16 protein-coding genes and 1 pseudogene are annotated in these 16,421 nt (G+C 73.4%); 11 read left to right on the top strand and 6 right to left on the bottom strand.

The window, feature by feature from the left end:
- Window positions 1–70: 70 nt before the first annotated feature.
- The 9 genes from sufD to QC029_RS23300 all read left to right on the top strand — a co-directional run bounded on the left by sufD (window position 71) and on the right by QC029_RS23300 (window position 7,292).
- A complete protein-coding gene (gene sufD, locus QC029_RS23340) occupies window positions 71–1,252 on the top strand; it encodes a Fe-S cluster assembly protein SufD (RefSeq protein ID WP_279557724.1) in 1,182 nt (393 codons plus the stop codon).
- The gene (locus QC029_RS23335) at window positions 1,249–1,608 is read left to right on the top strand and encodes a non-heme iron oxygenase ferredoxin subunit (protein ID WP_279557723.1); all 360 of its coding nucleotides are present in this window, start codon (window positions 1,249–1,251) and stop codon (window positions 1,606–1,608) included. Before sufD ends, QC029_RS23335 begins: the two co-directional genes overlap by 4 nt.
- A gap of 6 nt (window positions 1,609–1,614) precedes the next feature.
- The gene (sufC, locus tag QC029_RS23330; protein ID WP_279557722.1) at window positions 1,615–2,379 is read left to right on the top strand and encodes a Fe-S cluster assembly ATPase SufC; all 765 of its coding nucleotides are present in this window, start codon (window positions 1,615–1,617) and stop codon (window positions 2,377–2,379) included.
- 125 nt (window positions 2,380–2,504) lie between these two features.
- Window positions 2,505–3,761, top strand: coding sequence for a cysteine desulfurase (locus QC029_RS23325; protein WP_279557721.1), 1,257 nt, complete (start codon window positions 2,505–2,507; stop codon window positions 3,759–3,761).
- Window positions 3,762–3,807: 46 nt separating this feature from the next.
- Complete coding sequence (sufU, locus tag QC029_RS23320) at window positions 3,808–4,275, top strand: Fe-S cluster assembly sulfur transfer protein SufU (protein ID WP_279557720.1); 468 nt, start codon at window positions 3,808–3,810, stop codon at window positions 4,273–4,275.
- The gene (locus QC029_RS23315) at window positions 4,272–4,607 is read left to right on the top strand and encodes a metal-sulfur cluster assembly factor (RefSeq protein WP_279557719.1); all 336 of its coding nucleotides are present in this window, start codon (window positions 4,272–4,274) and stop codon (window positions 4,605–4,607) included. Before sufU ends, QC029_RS23315 begins: the two co-directional genes overlap by 4 nt.
- A 150-nt stretch (window positions 4,608–4,757) precedes the next feature.
- Complete coding sequence (locus QC029_RS23310) at window positions 4,758–5,078, top strand: multidrug efflux SMR transporter (RefSeq protein WP_279557718.1); 321 nt, start codon at window positions 4,758–4,760, stop codon at window positions 5,076–5,078.
- A 200-nt stretch (window positions 5,079–5,278) separates the two neighbouring features.
- Window positions 5,279–6,277 (top strand): 2,3,4,5-tetrahydropyridine-2,6-dicarboxylate N-succinyltransferase, encoded by a 999-nt coding sequence (dapD, locus tag QC029_RS23305; RefSeq protein ID WP_279557717.1) that lies wholly within the window; start codon window positions 5,279–5,281, stop codon window positions 6,275–6,277.
- Between the two features lie 202 nt (window positions 6,278–6,479).
- Window positions 6,480–7,292, top strand: coding sequence for an EI24 domain-containing protein (locus QC029_RS23300; protein WP_279557716.1), 813 nt, complete (start codon window positions 6,480–6,482; stop codon window positions 7,290–7,292).
- Window positions 7,293–7,308: 16 nt separating this feature from the next.
- On the opposite strand, the gene dapA is transcribed toward QC029_RS23300, so the two are convergent.
- Both dapA and QC029_RS23290 read right to left on the bottom strand, forming a co-directional pair.
- The gene (dapA, locus tag QC029_RS23295) at window positions 7,309–8,199 is read right to left on the bottom strand and encodes a 4-hydroxy-tetrahydrodipicolinate synthase (RefSeq protein ID WP_279557715.1); all 891 of its coding nucleotides are present in this window, start codon (window positions 8,197–8,199) and stop codon (window positions 7,309–7,311) included.
- 179 nt (window positions 8,200–8,378) lie between these two features.
- Complete coding sequence (locus tag QC029_RS23290) at window positions 8,379–10,208, bottom strand: endonuclease/exonuclease/phosphatase family protein (protein WP_279557714.1); 1,830 nt, start codon at window positions 10,206–10,208, stop codon at window positions 8,379–8,381.
- Between the two features lie 292 nt (window positions 10,209–10,500).
- Between QC029_RS23290 and QC029_RS23285 the strand changes: the two genes are divergently transcribed.
- The gene (locus QC029_RS23285) at window positions 10,501–12,081 is read left to right on the top strand and encodes a hypothetical protein (protein WP_279557713.1); all 1,581 of its coding nucleotides are present in this window, start codon (window positions 10,501–10,503) and stop codon (window positions 12,079–12,081) included.
- A gap of 93 nt (window positions 12,082–12,174) precedes the next feature.
- Window positions 12,175–13,650: an alkaline phosphatase PhoX gene (locus QC029_RS23280; protein ID WP_279557712.1), complete on the top strand. Its 1,476-nt coding sequence runs from the start codon at window positions 12,175–12,177 to the stop codon at window positions 13,648–13,650.
- 82 nt (window positions 13,651–13,732) lie between these two features.
- Here the strand turns inward: QC029_RS23280 and QC029_RS23275 are convergent, their stop codons facing one another.
- The 4 genes and pseudogenes from QC029_RS23275 to QC029_RS23260 all read right to left on the bottom strand — a co-directional run.
- A complete protein-coding gene (locus QC029_RS23275) occupies window positions 13,733–13,924 on the bottom strand; it encodes a hypothetical protein (protein ID WP_279557711.1) in 192 nt (63 codons plus the stop codon).
- 326 nt (window positions 13,925–14,250) lie between these two features.
- A complete protein-coding gene (locus QC029_RS23270) occupies window positions 14,251–15,429 on the bottom strand; it encodes a TerD family protein (protein WP_279557710.1) in 1,179 nt (392 codons plus the stop codon).
- Window positions 15,430–15,508: 79 nt separating this feature from the next.
- Window positions 15,509–15,781 (bottom strand): GlsB/YeaQ/YmgE family stress response membrane protein, encoded by a 273-nt coding sequence (locus QC029_RS23265; protein WP_279557709.1) that lies wholly within the window; start codon window positions 15,779–15,781, stop codon window positions 15,509–15,511.
- A gap of 119 nt (window positions 15,782–15,900) precedes the next feature.
- Window positions 15,901–16,281 (bottom strand): annotated as a pseudogene (locus QC029_RS23260) (hypothetical protein); the annotation flags it as partial.
- Window positions 16,282–16,421 lie beyond the last annotated feature (140 nt).

The following is a 16,421-nucleotide window of genomic DNA, read 5'->3' as shown; positions in this document are numbered from 1 at the left end:
GGGCCTCCGGACGCCGACGCGCCCGGAGGCCGGCGAACACAGAAGACAGAGAGCGAGCAACACGACAGCCATGGCTGAGGCTCAGAACATCCCGGCCGGGTCCACGACCGCCGGATCGATCGCGGTGGCGGCCGAGTCCACCGTCGCCACCCGGATGAGCGCGCCGCCGTCCTTCGACGTGGCGGACTTCCCCGTCCCGCACGGCCGCGAGGAGGAGTGGCGCTTCACTCCCCTGGAGCGGCTCAAGGGCCTGCACGACGGCACCGCCAGGGCGGACGGCGGGGTCAAGGTCGACGTCTCCGCGCCCGAGGGCGTGACGGTGGAGACCGTCGGCCGCGACGACGCCCGCCTCGGCCGGGCCGGCAAGCCGGTCGACCGGGTCGCGGCGCAGGCCTACAGCGCCTTCGAGAAGGCCGCGGTCGTCACCGTGCCCCGGGAGACCGTGCTCACCGATCCGATCCGGGTGAGCATCCAGGGCCAGGGCGGCGTCTCCTTCGGGCACACCGTCTTCGAGCTGGGCGCCTTCGCCGAGGCCGTCGTCGTCATCGACCACACCGGCGACGGGCTGCGCGCCGCCAACGTCGAGTACGTGCTCGGCGACGGCGCCAAGCTGACGGTCGTCTCCGTGCAGGACTGGGACGACACCGCCGTGCACTGCTCCCAGCACAACGCGCTGGTCGGCCGCGACGCCACCTTCAAGTCCGTGATCGTCACCTTCGGCGGCGACGTGGTGCGCCTCCACCCGCGCGTCAACTACGCGGGCCCGGGCGGCGAGGCCGAGCTGTACGGCCTGTACTTCACCGACAACGGCCAGCACCAGGAGCACCGGCTCTTCGTCGACCACGAGACCCCGAACTGCCGCAGCAACGTCGTCTACAAGGGCGCCCTCCAGGGTCAGGACGCGCACGCCGTGTGGATCGGCGACGTGGTGATCCGCGCCTCGGCCACCGGCACCGACACCTACGAGCTCAACCGCAACCTCGTCCTCACCGACGGCGCGCGGGTGGACTCGGTGCCCAACCTGGAGATCGAGACCGGCGAGATCGTCGGCGCCGGGCACGCCTCGGCCACCGGCCGCTTCGACGACGAGCAGCTGTTCTACCTGATGGCGCGCGGCATCCCGGAGAAGGACGCCCGCCGCCTGGTGGTCCGCGGCTTCTTCGCCGAGCTGGTCCAGCAGATCGGCCTGCCCGACCTCCAGGAGCGCCTGCTCGCCAAGATCGAGGAAGAGCTCGAGGAGTCGGTCGCATGAGCACCGGCGAGAGCACGGTGGGCAGCGCGGGCTTCGTCCGCGCCGCCTCGCTCGGCGAGCTGGAGGAGGACACCCCCAGGCGGGTGGAGATCGAGGGCGTCCCGGTCTCGCTCGTCCGCACCGGGGGAGAGGTCTTCGCCGTCAACGACATCTGCTCGCACGCGAACGTCTCGCTCTCCGAGGGCGAGGTGGAGGACTGCCACATCGAGTGCTGGCTGCACGGCTCCAGCTTCGACCTGCGCACCGGCAAGCCCGACGGCCCGCCCGCCACGCGTCCCGTCCCCGTATACCCCGTCAAGATCGAAGGAGACGGCCCCGACGCGGCCGTGCTCGTCTCCATCACCCAGGAGTCCTGAAGCCCCATGGCAACGCTTGAGATCCACGACCTGCACGTCTCCGTCGAGGCCGAGAACGGCCCCCGGGAGATCCTGCGCGGCGTCGACCTGACCGTGAAGCAGGGCGAGACGCACGCCATCATGGGCCCGAACGGCTCCGGCAAGTCCACCCTCGCCTACTCGCTGGCGGGCCACCCGAAGTACACGATCACCGGCGGCACCGTCACCCTGGACGGCGAGGACGTCCTGGAGATGAGCGTCGACGAGCGCGCCCGCGCCGGCGTCTTCCTCGCCATGCAGTACCCGGTCGAGGTGCCCGGCGTCTCCGTCTCCAACTTCCTGCGCACCGCCGCCACCGCCATCCGCGGCGAGGCCCCCAAGCTGCGCACCTGGGTGAAGGAGGTCAAGGAGGCCATGGAGCGGCTCTCCATCGACCCCGCGTTCGCCGAGCGCAACGTCAACGAGGGCTTCTCCGGCGGTGAGAAGAAGCGCCACGAGATCCTTCAGCTCGAGCTGCTCAGGCCGAAGATCGCGATCCTCGACGAGACCGACTCCGGCCTGGACGTCGACGCCCTGCGCGTCGTCTCCGAGGGCGTCAACCGCGTCCGCGAGACCGGCGAGGTCGGCACCCTGCTGATCACCCACTACACGCGCATCCTGCGCTACATCAAGCCCGACCACGTCCACGTCTTCGCGGCCGGCCGGATCGCCGAGTCCGGCGGCCCGGAGCTGGCGGACAAGCTGGAGGAAGAGGGCTACGAGGCCTACGTCAAGGGCGACCGGACGGCGTGAGCCCTGCCCGCGGGGCCGCGGCGGCGGCCCCGCGCACCGACGGCGTCCCCGGCCCGGCCGGACGGGCGCGGAATGGGGTACCCCCCGGAGCGTGAGGCCCCGGGGGAGAACGGAGATACACGAGCGTGACACAGCTGCCGGGCCTTCTCGACACGGACGCGATCCGCAAGGACTTCCCGCTGCTGGACCGAGTGGTCCACGACGGGAAGAAGGTCGTGTACCTGGACAACGCGGCGACCTCCCAGAAGCCGAACCAGGTGCTCGACGCGCTGAACGACTACTACGTGCGGCACAACGCCAACGTCCACCGCGGCGTGCACGTGCTCGCCGAGGAGGCCACGGCGCTGTACGAGGGAGCGCGCGACAAGGTCGCCGCCTTCGTCAACGCACCGAGCCGCGACGAGGTCATCTTCACCAAGAACGCCTCGGAGTCGCTCAACCTCGTGGCGAACATGCTCGGCTGGGCCGACGAGCCGTACCGCGTCGACGACCAGACCGAGATCGTCATCACGGAGATGGAGCACCACTCCAACATCGTGCCGTGGCAGCTGCTGGCGCAGCGCACCGGCGCGAAGCTGAAGTGGTTCGGCCTGACCGACGACGGCCGCCTGGACCTGTCGGACATCGACCGGATCATCACCGAGCGGACCAAGGTCGTCTCGTTCGTGCTGGTCTCCAACATCCTGGGCACGCTCAACCCGGTCGAGACGATCGTCCGCCGCGCCCAGGAGGTCGGCGCGCTGGTGGTGATCGACGCCTCCCAGGCCGCCCCGCACATGGCCGTGGACGTCCAGGCGCTCCAGGCCGACTTCGTCGCCTTCACCGGCCACAAGATGTGCGGGCCGACCGGCATCGGCGTGCTGTGGGGACGCCAGGAGCTGCTGGAGGACCTGCCGCCGTTCCTCGGCGGCGGCGAGATGATCGAGACCGTCTCGATGCACTCCTCCACCTACGCCCCCGCGCCGCACAAGTTCGAGGCGGGCACGCCGCCGATCGCCCAGGCCGTCGGGCTGGGCGCCGCCGTGGACTACCTCTCGTCGATCGGCATGGACCGCATCGCGGCCCACGAGCACGCGATCACCGAGTACGCGGTGCGCAGGCTCCAGGAGGTGCCCGACCTGCGGATCATCGGCCCGGCCACGGCCGAGGACCGCGGCGCCGCGATCTCCTTCGCGCTCGGCGACATCCACCCCCACGACGTGGGCCAGGTGCTCGACGAGGAGGGCATCGCGGTACGGGTCGGCCATCACTGCGCACGACCCGTATGCCTCAGGTACGGAATTCCCGCGACCACGCGAGCGTCGTTCTATCTGTACTCCACCCCCGCCGAGGTCGACGCCCTGGTGGAGGGACTGGAGCACGTGCGGAACTTCTTCGGTTGATGTTCCGTGACCGACGACGGACGACTGCAGCGGCTGAAGGTGACTCGTGAAGCTTGACTCCATGTACCAGGACGTGATCCTGGACCACTACAAGCACCCGCACGGACGGGGCCTCCGCGACGGCGACGCCGAGGTGCACCACGTCAACCCGACGTGCGGCGACGAGGTCACGCTGCGGGTGAGGATGGACGGCTCCACCATCGCGGACGTCAGCTACGAGGGGCAGGGCTGTTCCATCAGCCAGGCCAGCGCCTCGGTGCTGAACGACCTGCTGGTCGGCAAGGAGCTGGCCGAGGCGCGGCGGATCCAGGAGACCTTCCTGGAGCTGATGCAGTCCAAGGGCCGGATCGAGCCGGACGACGCGATGGAGGAGATCCTGGAGGACGCGGTCGCGTTCGCGGGGGTCTCCAAGTACCCGGCACGCGTGAAGTGTGCCCTGCTGAGCTGGATGGCATGGAAGGACGCCACCGCCCAGGCCCTGGGCGACGGCGCCGTTGAGGAGAAGACCGCATGAGCGAGACCCCGACCACGACGAAGCCGGCGAGCGAGGAAGAGGTCCGCGAGGCGCTGTACGACGTGGTGGACCCCGAGCTGGGCATCGACGTCGTCAACCTGGGCCTGATCTACGGCATCCACATCGACGACTCCAACGTCGCCACCCTGGACATGACCCTGACGTCCGCGGCCTGCCCGCTGACCGACGTGATCGAGGACCAGGCGAAGTCGGCGACCGAGGGCATCGTCAACGAGCTGCGGATCAACTGGGTCTGGATGCCGCCGTGGGGCCCGGACAAGATCACCGACGAAGGCCGCGAGCAGCTCCGCGCGCTCGGCTTCAACGTCTGAGACGCCCGGCGCCCGGGCCCGGAGCAGGAACGTCCGGCGTCCGGAACGCCACCGCCTCCCCGTCGGCCGGGGTCCCTCCCGGGGCCCCGGCCGACGCGTGCGCGCGGGCACCGTGCGGCCCGCCCGCGGCCGCTGCGTAGCCTCGTGGGCATGGCTTACCTGACGCTGGCGTGCGCGATCCTGGCCGAGGTCCTGGCGACCACCTCGATGAAGTACAGCGACGGCTTCACCCGGCTGTGGCCCACCCTGGGGACCGCCGCCGGATACCTCGTCGCGTTCGTCCTGCTCGCGCAGACGCTCAAGAGCATGTCCGTGGGCACCGCCTACGCGATCTGGTCGGGTGCCGGCACCGCCGCCATCGCCGTGATCGGCATGGTCTTCATCGGGGAGGCGGTCACCGCCGCCAGGATCACCGGGATCCTCCTGGTCGTCGCCGGGGTGGTGGTCCTCAACCTGGGCGGCGGGCACTGACGGCGCCGCCGTGAACCCGCCCTGGACCCGCTTCCCGCCGGGGCCGGAGCCCGGCCCCGGCGGTACGTCCCGGCAGTACGTTCCGGCGGCACGTCCCGGCGGCACGTCCCGGCGGCACGGGGTCGCGGCAAGGGGCCGGTGCGCGTCCGGCCGGTGGGACCGGTTCGCGCTCGCGGAACGTGTCCGGTTAGCGTTTGGCCATGACCGAAGCACCCGCACCCTCCCCCCGTACGACCGGCGCCGTCGCCGCCGGACTCGCCACCGTCGCGCTCGACGGCGGTGCCGTCCTCGACACCTGGTTCCCCGCGCCCGAGCTGTCCGACGCCCCCGGCCCCGCCGGGACCGAGCGGCTGAGCGCCGAGCGCGCCGCCGAGCTGCTGGGCGAGGCCGCACCGCGGGCCCTGGGCCCGGACCCGCTCCGCGGCGTCGAGGTCATCGCCGTCCGTACGGTCGTCTCCTCCCTGGAGGACAAGCCGCTGGACGCGCACGACGCCTATCTGCGGCTGCACCTGCTCAGCCACCGTCTGGTGAGGCCGCACGGCCAGAACCTGGACGGGATCTTCGGTCTGCTCGCCAACGTGGCCTGGACCAGCCTCGGCCCCGTACCCGTCGACCGGGTCGAGGGCGTCCGCCTCGCCGCCCGCGCGGAGGGCCGGCAGCTCACGGTCACCAGCGTCGACAAGTTCCCGCGGATGACCGACTACGTCATCCCCACGGGCGTGCGCATCGGCGACGCCGACCGGGTGCGGCTGGGCGCCCACCTCGCCTCCGGCACCACCGTGATGCACGAGGGCTTCGTCAACTTCAACGCCGGGACGCTGGGCACCTCCATGGTCGAGGGTCGCATCAGCGCGGGCGTCGTCGTCGACGACGGCTCCGACATCGGCGGCGGCGCCTCGATCATGGGCACCCTCTCCGGCGGCGGCAAGCAGACCATCTCCATCGGGAAGCGCTGCCTGCTGGGCGCGGAGGCGGGCATCGGCATCTCCCTGGGCGATGACTGCATCGTGGAGGCCGGCCTGTACCTGACGGCGGGCACCCGCGTCGCCCTGCCCGACGGCGAGGTCGTCAAGGCGCTGGAGCTGTCCGGCGCGAACAACCTCCTCTTCCGCCGCAACTCCACCACCGGAGCCGTCGAGGCCCTCCAGCGCTCCGGCTCCTGGGGCGGTCTGAACGAGGCCCTGCACAGCCACAACTGACGCCGCGGGGCCGCCCGGGACAGCCCCCTGGGCAGCCCCGAACAGCCCGGGACACGGCCCCGCCGGGCCGTCCCCGCCGGGTGCCCTCCCACAGCCGTTCCCCGACGGCCCGGGAGGGCACCCGGCCGTTTCGCCGGCCGTCGCGCCGTCCTCCCCGGCCCGCCGGGCGCCCCGGTCCGCGAGCCCGTTACGCTGTGCGGCCATGGGCGATCTCGTGACCGGAATGCGGTACCTGGGACAGGGCCAGAAGTGGGTCCTGCGCAACGGACGGTGGTTCGGCTTCGGGCTGCTGCCCGCACTCGTCACCCTGGTGCTCTACACGGCGGCCCTGGTCGCCCTCGGCTTCTGGGCCGACGACCTGGCCGCCTGGGCCACGCCGTTCGCCGACGACTGGGAGTCGCCCTGGGCGGGGCTGTTGCGCGGCACGTTCACCGCGCTGCTGTTCGCCGGCGGCCTGCTGCTGGCGGTGATCACCTTCACCGCCGTCACCCTGCTGGTCGGCGACCCCTTCTACGAGTCGCTGTCGGAGAAGGTCGAGGAGTCCGAGGGAGGCGGCCCCGAGGGGCCCGACCGCCCGCTGTGGCGGGACCTGTGGATCTCGCTGTGCGACAGCCTCTACGTCCTGGTGCGGGTCCTGGCCTTCGGCGTGGTGCTGTTCCTGCTCGGTTTCGTCCCCGTCGCCGGCCAGACGGTCGTCCCGGTGATCGGCTTCGCCGTCTCCGGCTTCTTCCTCACCCTGGAGCTCACCTCGGTGGCCATGCAGCGCCGTGAGATCCCGGTCCGGGAGCGGCTGCGGCTGCTGCGCACCCGCAAGGCCCTCGCGATCGGCTTCGGGGTCCCGCTGGTGCTGTGCTTCCTGGTGCCGCTGGTCGCGGTCTTCCTGATGCCCGGCGCGGTCGCGGGCGCCACCCTCCTGGTGCGGGACCTGACGGGCACGCCCGCGGACGGCGACCCGGCTCCGCAGGGGCCGCAGGGGATGTGGACCAAGCCCGGCCCCCCGGCCGGACCGGCCTGAGCCCCCGGCCCGCGCGCTAGGACAGGGCCTGCCGGAGGGCGCCGGCCAGCCGCGCGGTCAGCTCCTCCCCGGCCGGCAGCAGCGGCGGGCGCACCGGGCCGCCCGGCAGCCCCGCCGCCGCGAACAGCGCCTTGACGGAGACCGCGCCGGGGACCTCCGACATCATGGCGTCGACCAGCGGCACCAGGGCCTGGTGGCGCCGGGCGGCCTCGGCGTGGTCACCGGCGTCGAACGCGTCCAGGACGCCGCGCACGGCGGGACCGGCCACGTTGGCGACCGTGCTCACGCAGCCGTGGGCGCCGATCGCGCGCAGCGGCAGGTTCGTCTCGTCGCAGCCGGAGTAGTAGACCAGCCCGGTGGAGCCCAGCACCTTCGCCGTCTTCATCAGGTCGTAGGCGCAGTCCTTGACCGCGCGGACGCGCGGGTGCTCCGCGAGCCGCAGCAGCGTCTCGGCGGTCAGCGCGGTGCCCGCTCCGGTGCGGGCGGGGATGTCGTAGAGCATCACCGGCAGGGCGGTGGCGTCGGCGACGGTGGCCAGGTGGCGGGCGATGGCCTCCTGGGTGGGGCGGGAGTAGTACGGCGTGACGACCAGCAGGCCGTGGGCGCCGGCCCCCTCGGCCGCCCGTGCCAGCTCCACCGAGTGCCGGGTGTCGGCGGACCCGACGCCCGCGACGATCCGGGCCCGGTCGCCGACCTCCTCGGCCACCGCCCGTACCAGCGCCGTCTTCTCCTCGTCGGAGGTGGTCGGGGACTCGCCGGTGGTCCCGTTCAGCACCAGGCAGTCGCAGCCGCCCCGGTCCACCAGGTGGGCGGCGAGCCGCCGGGCGCCGGGGAGGTCCAGGGCGCCGGAGGAGTCGAACGGGGTGATCATGGCGGCGGCGACGCGGCCGAAGGGGGAGTCGGGCATGGGGGCGAGTCTGGCTCATGCGGAAGCGGTCGGTCCAACCGATTCGGCCGGGCACGGGCCCACCTCCTCGGTCCCGGGCGCCCCGGCTCCCCGGAGAGGCCCCCGACCGCGCCCCGACTGCCCGCCGCGCCGGCCGTGCCGCCTCCCGGGGGAGGGGGCACGGCCGGGCGGGCCCCACCTCAGGGGCGGAAGCGGATCACCTGGGGGTCGTGGTCGCTCGCCTGGTCGGCGAACTCCGCGTTGACGTGCACGATGTCGTAGTCGAAGCGGTGGATCCCCGGGGAGACCAGGGTCTGGTCCAGCACCTGGGCGTTGCCGTCGTAGACGTACGTGTAGCGCTCGTCCTCGGGCAGCGAGAGCACCGCGCTGCGCAGCGCGCCGCCCGCGGTCAGCTCCCGGGACGTGGCGGAGAACTCGAAGTCGTTGATGTCGCCGAGGACGACGACGTTCGCCTTCCTCTCCACCGCCAGCACCTGCCGCACGAAGTGGTTGACCGCCTTCGCCTGGGCCGTGCGCTGCACCTCGGAGGAACGGTTCGGCGGCTGGACGGCCGCGTGCAGGGACTGGTCGCCGCCCTTGGAGGCGAAGTGGTTGGCGACCACGATGACGGTGCGCCCGCGGAAGCGGAACTCGCCGGCCAGCGGCTTGCGACTGTCCTCCCACGCCGTGTCGTTCGGCGCGACGCGGGCGGGGGAGTGGGTCAGCACGGCCCGGCCGCGCTCGCGCTCCACGCCGACCGCCGTGGTGGCGTCGCCGCCGGGCCGGTCCACGAAGGAGACCCGCTCGGGGTTGAAGAGGAAGACGTTGCGGATGTTGCCGCCGGGCTGGCCGCCGTCGGCGTCGTCGACCGGGTCGACGGCGCGCCAGTCGTAGCGCGGGCCGCCCGCGGCCACGATGGCGTCGGTGAACTTCGCGAGCGTGGCGCCGGCGGACACCACCGCGTCGTTCACCGGACCGTTGTCGTCCTGGATCTCCTCCAGGGCGAGGACGTCGGGGGAGGCGAGGTTCTCCACCACGCCCCGGGCCAGCCGGTCGAACTTCTCCTGGTCGTTGCCGGGGTGGAGGTTCTCCACGTTGTAGGTGGCGACGGCCAGTTCGCCGCGGCGCTGGGCGCGGGTGCGCTCGCGCTCCAGGCCGCGGTCCTCGACCTCGCCCAGTTCGCGGGCGACCACGTGGTAGCCGCCGTACTGGTCGTAGTCCAGCGGGCCGGCGGTCGTGCCGGCCAGCACGTCACCGGTGTTCGCGGTGGGGAAGGGGCGCTGGGACAGCGGGGCGAGCGACTCGACCTTGAGGCGGCCGGAGTTCTGCTCGTCGTAGCCGCCGTAGACGGTGCCGCCGCGCGCCGACGGGTTCTGCTCCGGCTTGACGGTCACCCACAGTTCGGCGTGCTCGGTGCTGGGGCCGGTCACCCGCGCGTCGCGGATCCGGACGTCCATGCCCTCCAGCGACTCGTACAGGTCCAGCGCGTAGGCGTCGGGGCGCAGTTCGAGCTTCTCGATGCTCCCGCCCGCGGCCGGGTCGCCCTCGGGCGCGTACGCCTCGGGGACGGAGGCGGAGTCCAGGGTCACGGGGGCGGGCAGGGGGTTGCCGGAGGAGACGACGGTCACCTGGGGGCGGGATATCTGGGTGAGGGTCTGGTTGCCGGAGGAGTTGCCGCCCGGGCGGTACTCGGTGACCGTGCCCGAGACCCGCACCAGGTCGCCGACGGCCACCGCGGGAGCCGAGTTGGTGAAGACGAACAGGCCCTCGCTGGTGGCCGCGTCCCCGTCGGGGGCGGTGTCCTGGATCCAGAAGCCGCGCGAGCCGTAGGCGCGGACGCCGGTGACGACGCCGGACACCCCCGACACCTGCTCGCCGGCCAGGGGCGAGGTGCGGGTGGTGCCCTGGATGTCGTGGACGCGGACCGCGCCGGCGGCCGGTTCCGCCGCCGAGGCGGGGACGGCCAGCAGCGTCGAGGTCAGGGCTGCGACGGTGAGTGCGGCGGTACGGGCCGCCTGGGTTCTGCTCAAGGGGTCCCTCCGGGACGGTGCTGTGGGTGCTGGACGTGCTGGGGGGAGGCTGAAGGGTGTTGCCGGGCGGGGCCGTTGGCGGCCCGCCCGGCACCGGCGGTGCCGGGGTCGCACGGCCCGTGGTTCGCACTGTGCGATTTCTACGCGCGTAACGTGCCGCCCTGGTCAGGTGCTTGTCAAGCGGTCCCGGTGTACGCCGGTGGAAGGTCCGGTGAACCGGGCGGCGGAAGCGGAAGCCGTCTACGCTGGGGCAGCGACCCGACCGCCCGTCTCACCCAGGAGCACCTCACCCATGACCGGTGACGACCGTCCCACCGTGCCGCCCGTACGGCTGCCCGCCGAAGCCGAACTGGCGCGGGACGCACTGGCCTCGCCGCTGCTGTCCCGGGCCGCCCGGCTCGCGCGCTGGGCGGGGGAGGGCGTCCGGGTCGGAGCCGGGGGCGAGCTGTCCGCCGAGCGGCTGGCGGAGGCCGCGGCCCACCTCGGTCTCGACGGGGACGAGGACGGGACGGCGCAGGCCGCGTGGGCGTGGGACACGGCTCTGGACACCGGTCTGCTGGAGGTCCACGAGGACCCCGAGAACCCTGAGGACGCAGCGGACGCAGCGGACGCCGGGGACGCCGAGGGCGAGGACGCAGCGGACGCCGGGGACGGCGACGGCACGGCGGTCCCCGGCGAGGAGCTGTCCCTGCTGACCGGGGGCGGCCCCGCCGACGTCCTGGACGTCTGGCGCGGCGGCCTGGAGGCGGCGCTCGCCGACGCCGCCACCCCCGCCCTGGAGGACCTGCTCGGCGAACCGGGCGGCGCCGACGGGGAGGGCCGGACCGACCCCGACTCCCTCGACCTCGACGCGCTCGACTGGGACCCGGAGGAGGAGGCCGACTTCCTCGACGGCGCACTGGGCAACCTCTACGTCCTGACCGCCACCGACCCCGCCGTGGCGGCCGGGGCGATGGTGCCGCTGCCGGTGCTCGCCGCCTCGATGGTCGTCCCCGAGGACATGGACCACCCCACCGACTCCGTCCTGGAGGACGTCTCGGTGACGATGGTGAAGCTGGACGAGCAGTTCCGGGTGCTGGAACCGACCGGGATCATCGCCTACCGGCCCGTGGACACCGCCCTGATCGAGGAGGTCGACGGGAACGCCCCCGGCGACTCCGCGGTCCTGGACGACCTCGACGGGGCGGACGACCTCGGCGAGGAGGACGTGGCCCGCTACGGCATGGTCCGCCTGACCCCGCTCGGCCTGTACGGCGTGCGGCAGCGGATGCTGGAGGCCGGCGTCCACGCCCCGGTCGTGGGCGACCTGGCGGAGGAGAGCGCCGGGACGCTGCTGGCCGCCCTGCCCGGCCACGGCGAGGAGGCCGCCCGCTCCGAGATCGAGCTGTGGCTCGCCCGGCGCGCCCCCCTGGACGCCGCCCGCGAACTCCTCGCCGCCGCCCGCGGCGACGACCGGGACGCGCCGCGCCGCCGTCTGGCCTGCCAGCAGGCCCTCTCGCTCACCGGCGCGGAGGCCGAGCCCGCCCTGCGCGAGGTCCTCGACGACGGCCACCTGGGCGGACTGGCCCGGGTGTGGCTCTCCGAGCGCGGCTTCGCCGACGTGCCGGCGCCGTCGGAGGAGATGGTCTTCTGGCTGACCGTGGACACCCTGGCCGCCCAGCTGGCCACCGAGGGGGACGGGGGCGAGTCGGACGAGCTGCGCGAGCTGGTGCGCGGCCTGGTCGACCAGCACAGCGGCTTCTTCGACAAGGCGTGGCGCGTCGACCACCCGGCGACCGGGGAGGTGCTGGAGGCGATGAGCCGCGTGCACCCCGACCGCAAGGCGGCGAAGGACGCCCGCAAGGCGGCGTACAGGGCGCGGTCGCGCGGCTGAACCGACCGGTTCGGACCGCGTTCAACCCGCGTTCGCCGGAGGGCGGGATCGTGGTCGGCATCGTGCCATCGCGCAGAGCCGACGGGAGAGACGATGCCGACCAGCAGCGGAGTCAGCCGCACAGACCTCACCAGGCGGTCGGTCGTGGCCGGGGCCGGGATCGCCCTCACGGGCAGTGTGGGCTTCCTGGCCGGCACCTCGGGCGCGTTCGGCGCCCAGGGCGGTGACGGCCGTGACAGCCGTGACGACCACGACGGGCGGGAGGGCGGCGACGGGCCGCGGGGCCACGGTCCGCTGGTGCCCGACCCCGAGGGGATCCTCGCCCTGCCGGCGGGCTTCTCGTACCGCGTCCTCACGCACTGCGGCGTCACCCGGCTGGAGACCGGCGAGTACACCCCCGCCAAGCACGACGGCACCGCGGCCTTCGACGGGCCGCGGGGCAGGACGCTGCTGGTCAACAACCACGAGCTGAAGGGGCCCCGCGGCGGCTGGGAGCACCCCGTGCCGCTCGCCGAGGGCCTGGTCTACGATCCGGCCGCCGCGGGCGGCTGCACGGTCGTGGAGGTCTCGCGCGAGGGGGAGAAGCTCGCCGAGTGGGTGGGCATCGCGGGCACCTCCACCAACTGCGCGGGCGGGGTCACCCCCTGGGGCACCTGGCTGACCTGCGAGGAGAACTCCGACCGGGCCGGGGAGAACGGGATGACCCGCGACCACGGATACGTCTTCGAGGTCGACCCGCACGACCGGCGCGCCAACCGCGACCCGAAGCCGATCAAGGCGCTGGGCCGCTTCGACCACGAGGCCGTCGTCGTGGACCCCCGGCGCGGCCACATGTACCTGACGGAGGACGACTCCGACCCCAACGGCCTGCTGTTCCGGTGGGTGCCGCCGCACGGCTTCCGGCACGGGCGGGGGATGCTGCGCTCGCTCGCCGACGACGCGGGCACCCTCCAGGCGTTCCGCTGCTTCGACTCCGGCGGCCGGTTCGTCGACGACCTCTCCCGCGCGGTGCGGCCCGGCACGGTCTACGGGGTGGACTGGGTGGACGTCCCCGACCGCGACGCCCGCGAGGTGCCCGTCCGCAGGCAGTTCACCGGGAGCGAGGTGACCCGCGCCCGCAAGCTGGAGGGCATGTGGTGGGCCGACGGCGGCGCGTACGTGGTGGCCTCCTACGCCCGCGACGAGGACAGCCCGGGGGAGCCCCACGACGGCCAGGTGTGGTTCTACGACCCCCGGCGCCGGACCCTCACCCTCAAGCTGCGCTTCGGCGTCAACCGCGACCCGCTGGCCCCCGGCGGCCTCGACGGCCCGGACAACATCACGGTCTCGCCCCACGGCGGGGTGATCATCGCCGAGGACGGCGAGGGGTTCCAGCACCTGATGGCCGCCGACGACCGCGGCCGGGTCTTCCCCCTGGCGCGCAACGAGGTGAACATCGGCACGCCGGAGGAGCCGGAGTACAGCGAGTTCGCCGGGGTCTGCTTCTCAGGGGACGGCCGGACGCTGTTCGCCGGGATCCAGGAGCCGGGCATCCTGCTCGCGATCACCGGCCCCTGGCGGCGCCCCTGAGGCGCCGCCGCCGGCGGTTGCGGTACCGCGTGACGCGGCCCGCGGGAGGTCACCTCCCGCGGGCCCTCGGTCATGCGCGGTCTCAGGCCGCGGTGGTGATCCCGGTCCGCTCGGCCGCCCGCCACAGGGCCCGCAGCCGGTCCAGCTCGGCCAGCTCCGCCCGGGACCAGGGGCGGTCTCCGTGGGCGCGTACGAAGGCGCGGAGCGCCTCGTTCGCCTGGGCGGGCGTCTGGCGCTGGGGGCTCGGGGATCCTTGCTCGGGAGTGGTGGACATGGAACCAGCGTAGGGGCTGGGTATGACATCGGCAGGTCCCACTGCTTTCCCTCCCCCTGTGCGGTTCAAACCTCAATCGCTCCGCAAATGCCCGAAATGGCTGCTGACCTGCGAACATTCCCGTCGGTACGGGGAGTTGGGGGCGCCGACCCCGTCGGCGGATGCGACGGATATCACTCCCGCCGACCGCCCGGACGCGCGATCGCCGCCCCCGCGCAGGGCCTTCACGGCTTCTCCGCGACTCCTCCGCGACTCCTCCGGGATTCCCTCCGCGGTCTCCTTCGAGGTCTCCTCCGCCGCTCCCCCGTGTGATGCCCGCCCGTCCCCTACAGGGCCGCTCCGCCGGGCTTCACCATGCCGCGGACCGTGCGGGAGTCGACGTAGTCGCCCAGCGCCGTCATCTCCCACTCGCCCGAGAACTGGCGGATCAGCTTGCACATCAGCACGCCCGTGCGCGGCTCGGAGCCGGTCAGGTCGAAACGGACCAGCTCCTCGCCGGTGGCGGCGTCCATCAGGCGGCAGTACGCCTTGGCGACCTCGGTGAACTTCTGCCCGGAGAAGGAGTTCACCGTGAAGACCAGACCCGTCACCTGGGGCGGCAGACCGCCCAGGTGGACGGTGATGGCCTCGTCGTCGCCCGCGCCCTCGCCGGTGAGGTTGTCGCCGGAGTGCTGGATCACCCCGTTCAGGATGGCGAGCTTGCCGAAGTAGCAGTTGTCGATCTTCTTGCGATTGGCGTCGTAGGCGATGACCGACGCGTCGAGGTCGACGTTCTTGCCGCGGAAGGCGGGCTCCCAGCCCAGGCCCATCCGGACCGAGGTCAGCAGCGGCTTGCCGCCCTTGACCAGGGAGACGGTCTCGTGCTTCCGCAGGTCGACCCGGCCCTTGTCCAGGTTGATCTTCCCGGGGGCGGAGGCCGGAGCGGGGGCGGGCGCGGCGGCGGGCGGCGCGGCCGGTGCCGGCGGTGCAGCCGGCGCGGTCGCGGGGGGAGCGGTGGGCGCCGGTGCGGTCGCGGCGGGCTCCTCCACCGTCACGCCGAAGTCCGTGGCGATGCCCGCCAGCCCGTCGGCGTACCCCTGGCCGACCGCGCGGACCTTCCACGCGCCGCCCCTGCGGTACACCTCGACGACCACCAGCGCCGTCTCCGCGCCCAGCCGGGGCGGGGTGAAGGTGGCCACCACCGCACCGCTCCCCGCGTCCCGCATGGTCGCGGTGGGCTCGGTGCCGGAGAAGGTGGCGCCCGGGGCGTCGAGGCTCGCCGTCACCACGACCTTCTCGATGTCGGCGGGCACCGCCGCGGTGTCCACGGTGATGGTGTCGGAGCCGCCGGCGGAGCTGTGGGCCACCCCCGGCGCGGACGGCTGGTTGTAGAAGACGAAGTCTTCGTCGGAGCGCACCTTGCCGTCCGCGGCGATCAGCAGGCCGGAGACGTCGAGCCGTACCGGTGCGGTGACGTCCACCGCCACGCGGGCCGCGGACAGGGGGAGGTTCGAACCGGGAGTCATTGCAGTCATGGTCCGGATAACGGACGACTTCGCTTTACGGTTCCATTACCTCGCCCGTCCGGGGCCCGGCGCCGGGCGCTCAGCGGGGCGGGCGCGAGTGGCCGAACAGCAGGCGGTAGGCGATCAGCAGCACCAGGGAGCCCGCGACGGCCGAGACCCACAGCGCCGGGTCGTAGAAGTCCCGCTCCACCGGGCGGTCCAGATAGGTCGCCGACAGCCAGCCGCCCACGAACGCCCCGACGATGCCGATCAGCGTCGTGCCGACCAGCCCGCCCGGGTCGCGGCCCGGCAGCAGGATCTTGGCGACGACCCCCGTGACCAGCCCCAGCACCAGCCAGCTGACGATGTCCATGATGAACCCCTCCCCGTCGGCGGCCGCCGCGGGGAGGGCCGCCCTTGATCGTTCGGAGTCATCATGCCCGAACGGGAGTACGTCCAGACCCCTTCCTGCCAGGCGGCCGGAAGGGGGCGGAACGCGCCGCCCGGGCAGGCGTGCTCCGGGTCGTCCGGGCCGGGTTCGCCCTGTTCGGCGATGAGTTCGGCCGCGTACGGCTCGGAGTCGTCCTGGGGCCGGCGTCCCGGGGCGCGGGCCGGCGGTCAGTGCGGCGTGCGGGAGGCGGGCCCCGTCGGCCGGGCCCATCCGGACCGAAGGCATGCGCACCGAGGTGGGTTCGGGGAAGCAGGAGCCGATGCGGTGTCGCACGGACCGGTGACGACGGCGTCCGGCGCGCCCTGCACCGGGCGGGCGTCCAGCAGCCGCGGCCCGTAGCCGCGGGGCGGCGGCGGGTCGCGCATCAGGGTGCCGACGACGCCGGCGGCACCGGTGGGCGGGACCGTGCGGGGCGCGGGCATCGGCGTCTCCACCGGTGAACGGGATTCACATGCGAGGGCGCACCGAGGAGTTCCGCCGAAGCCGGTCAAGGGGCCTCGCGGCGCGGCCTCACTGGTCAGCCCCGGTGGAGCGGGGCGGACCGGCTCCGCCGCATGTTCAC

The sequence above is a fragment of the Streptomyces sp. DH37 genome, assembly GCF_029813835.1.
Taxonomy (GTDB): domain Bacteria; phylum Actinomycetota; class Actinomycetes; order Streptomycetales; family Streptomycetaceae; genus Streptomyces.
Note: the sequence above shows the minus strand (reverse complement) of the source record. Positions and strands in the feature narration are given on the sequence as shown.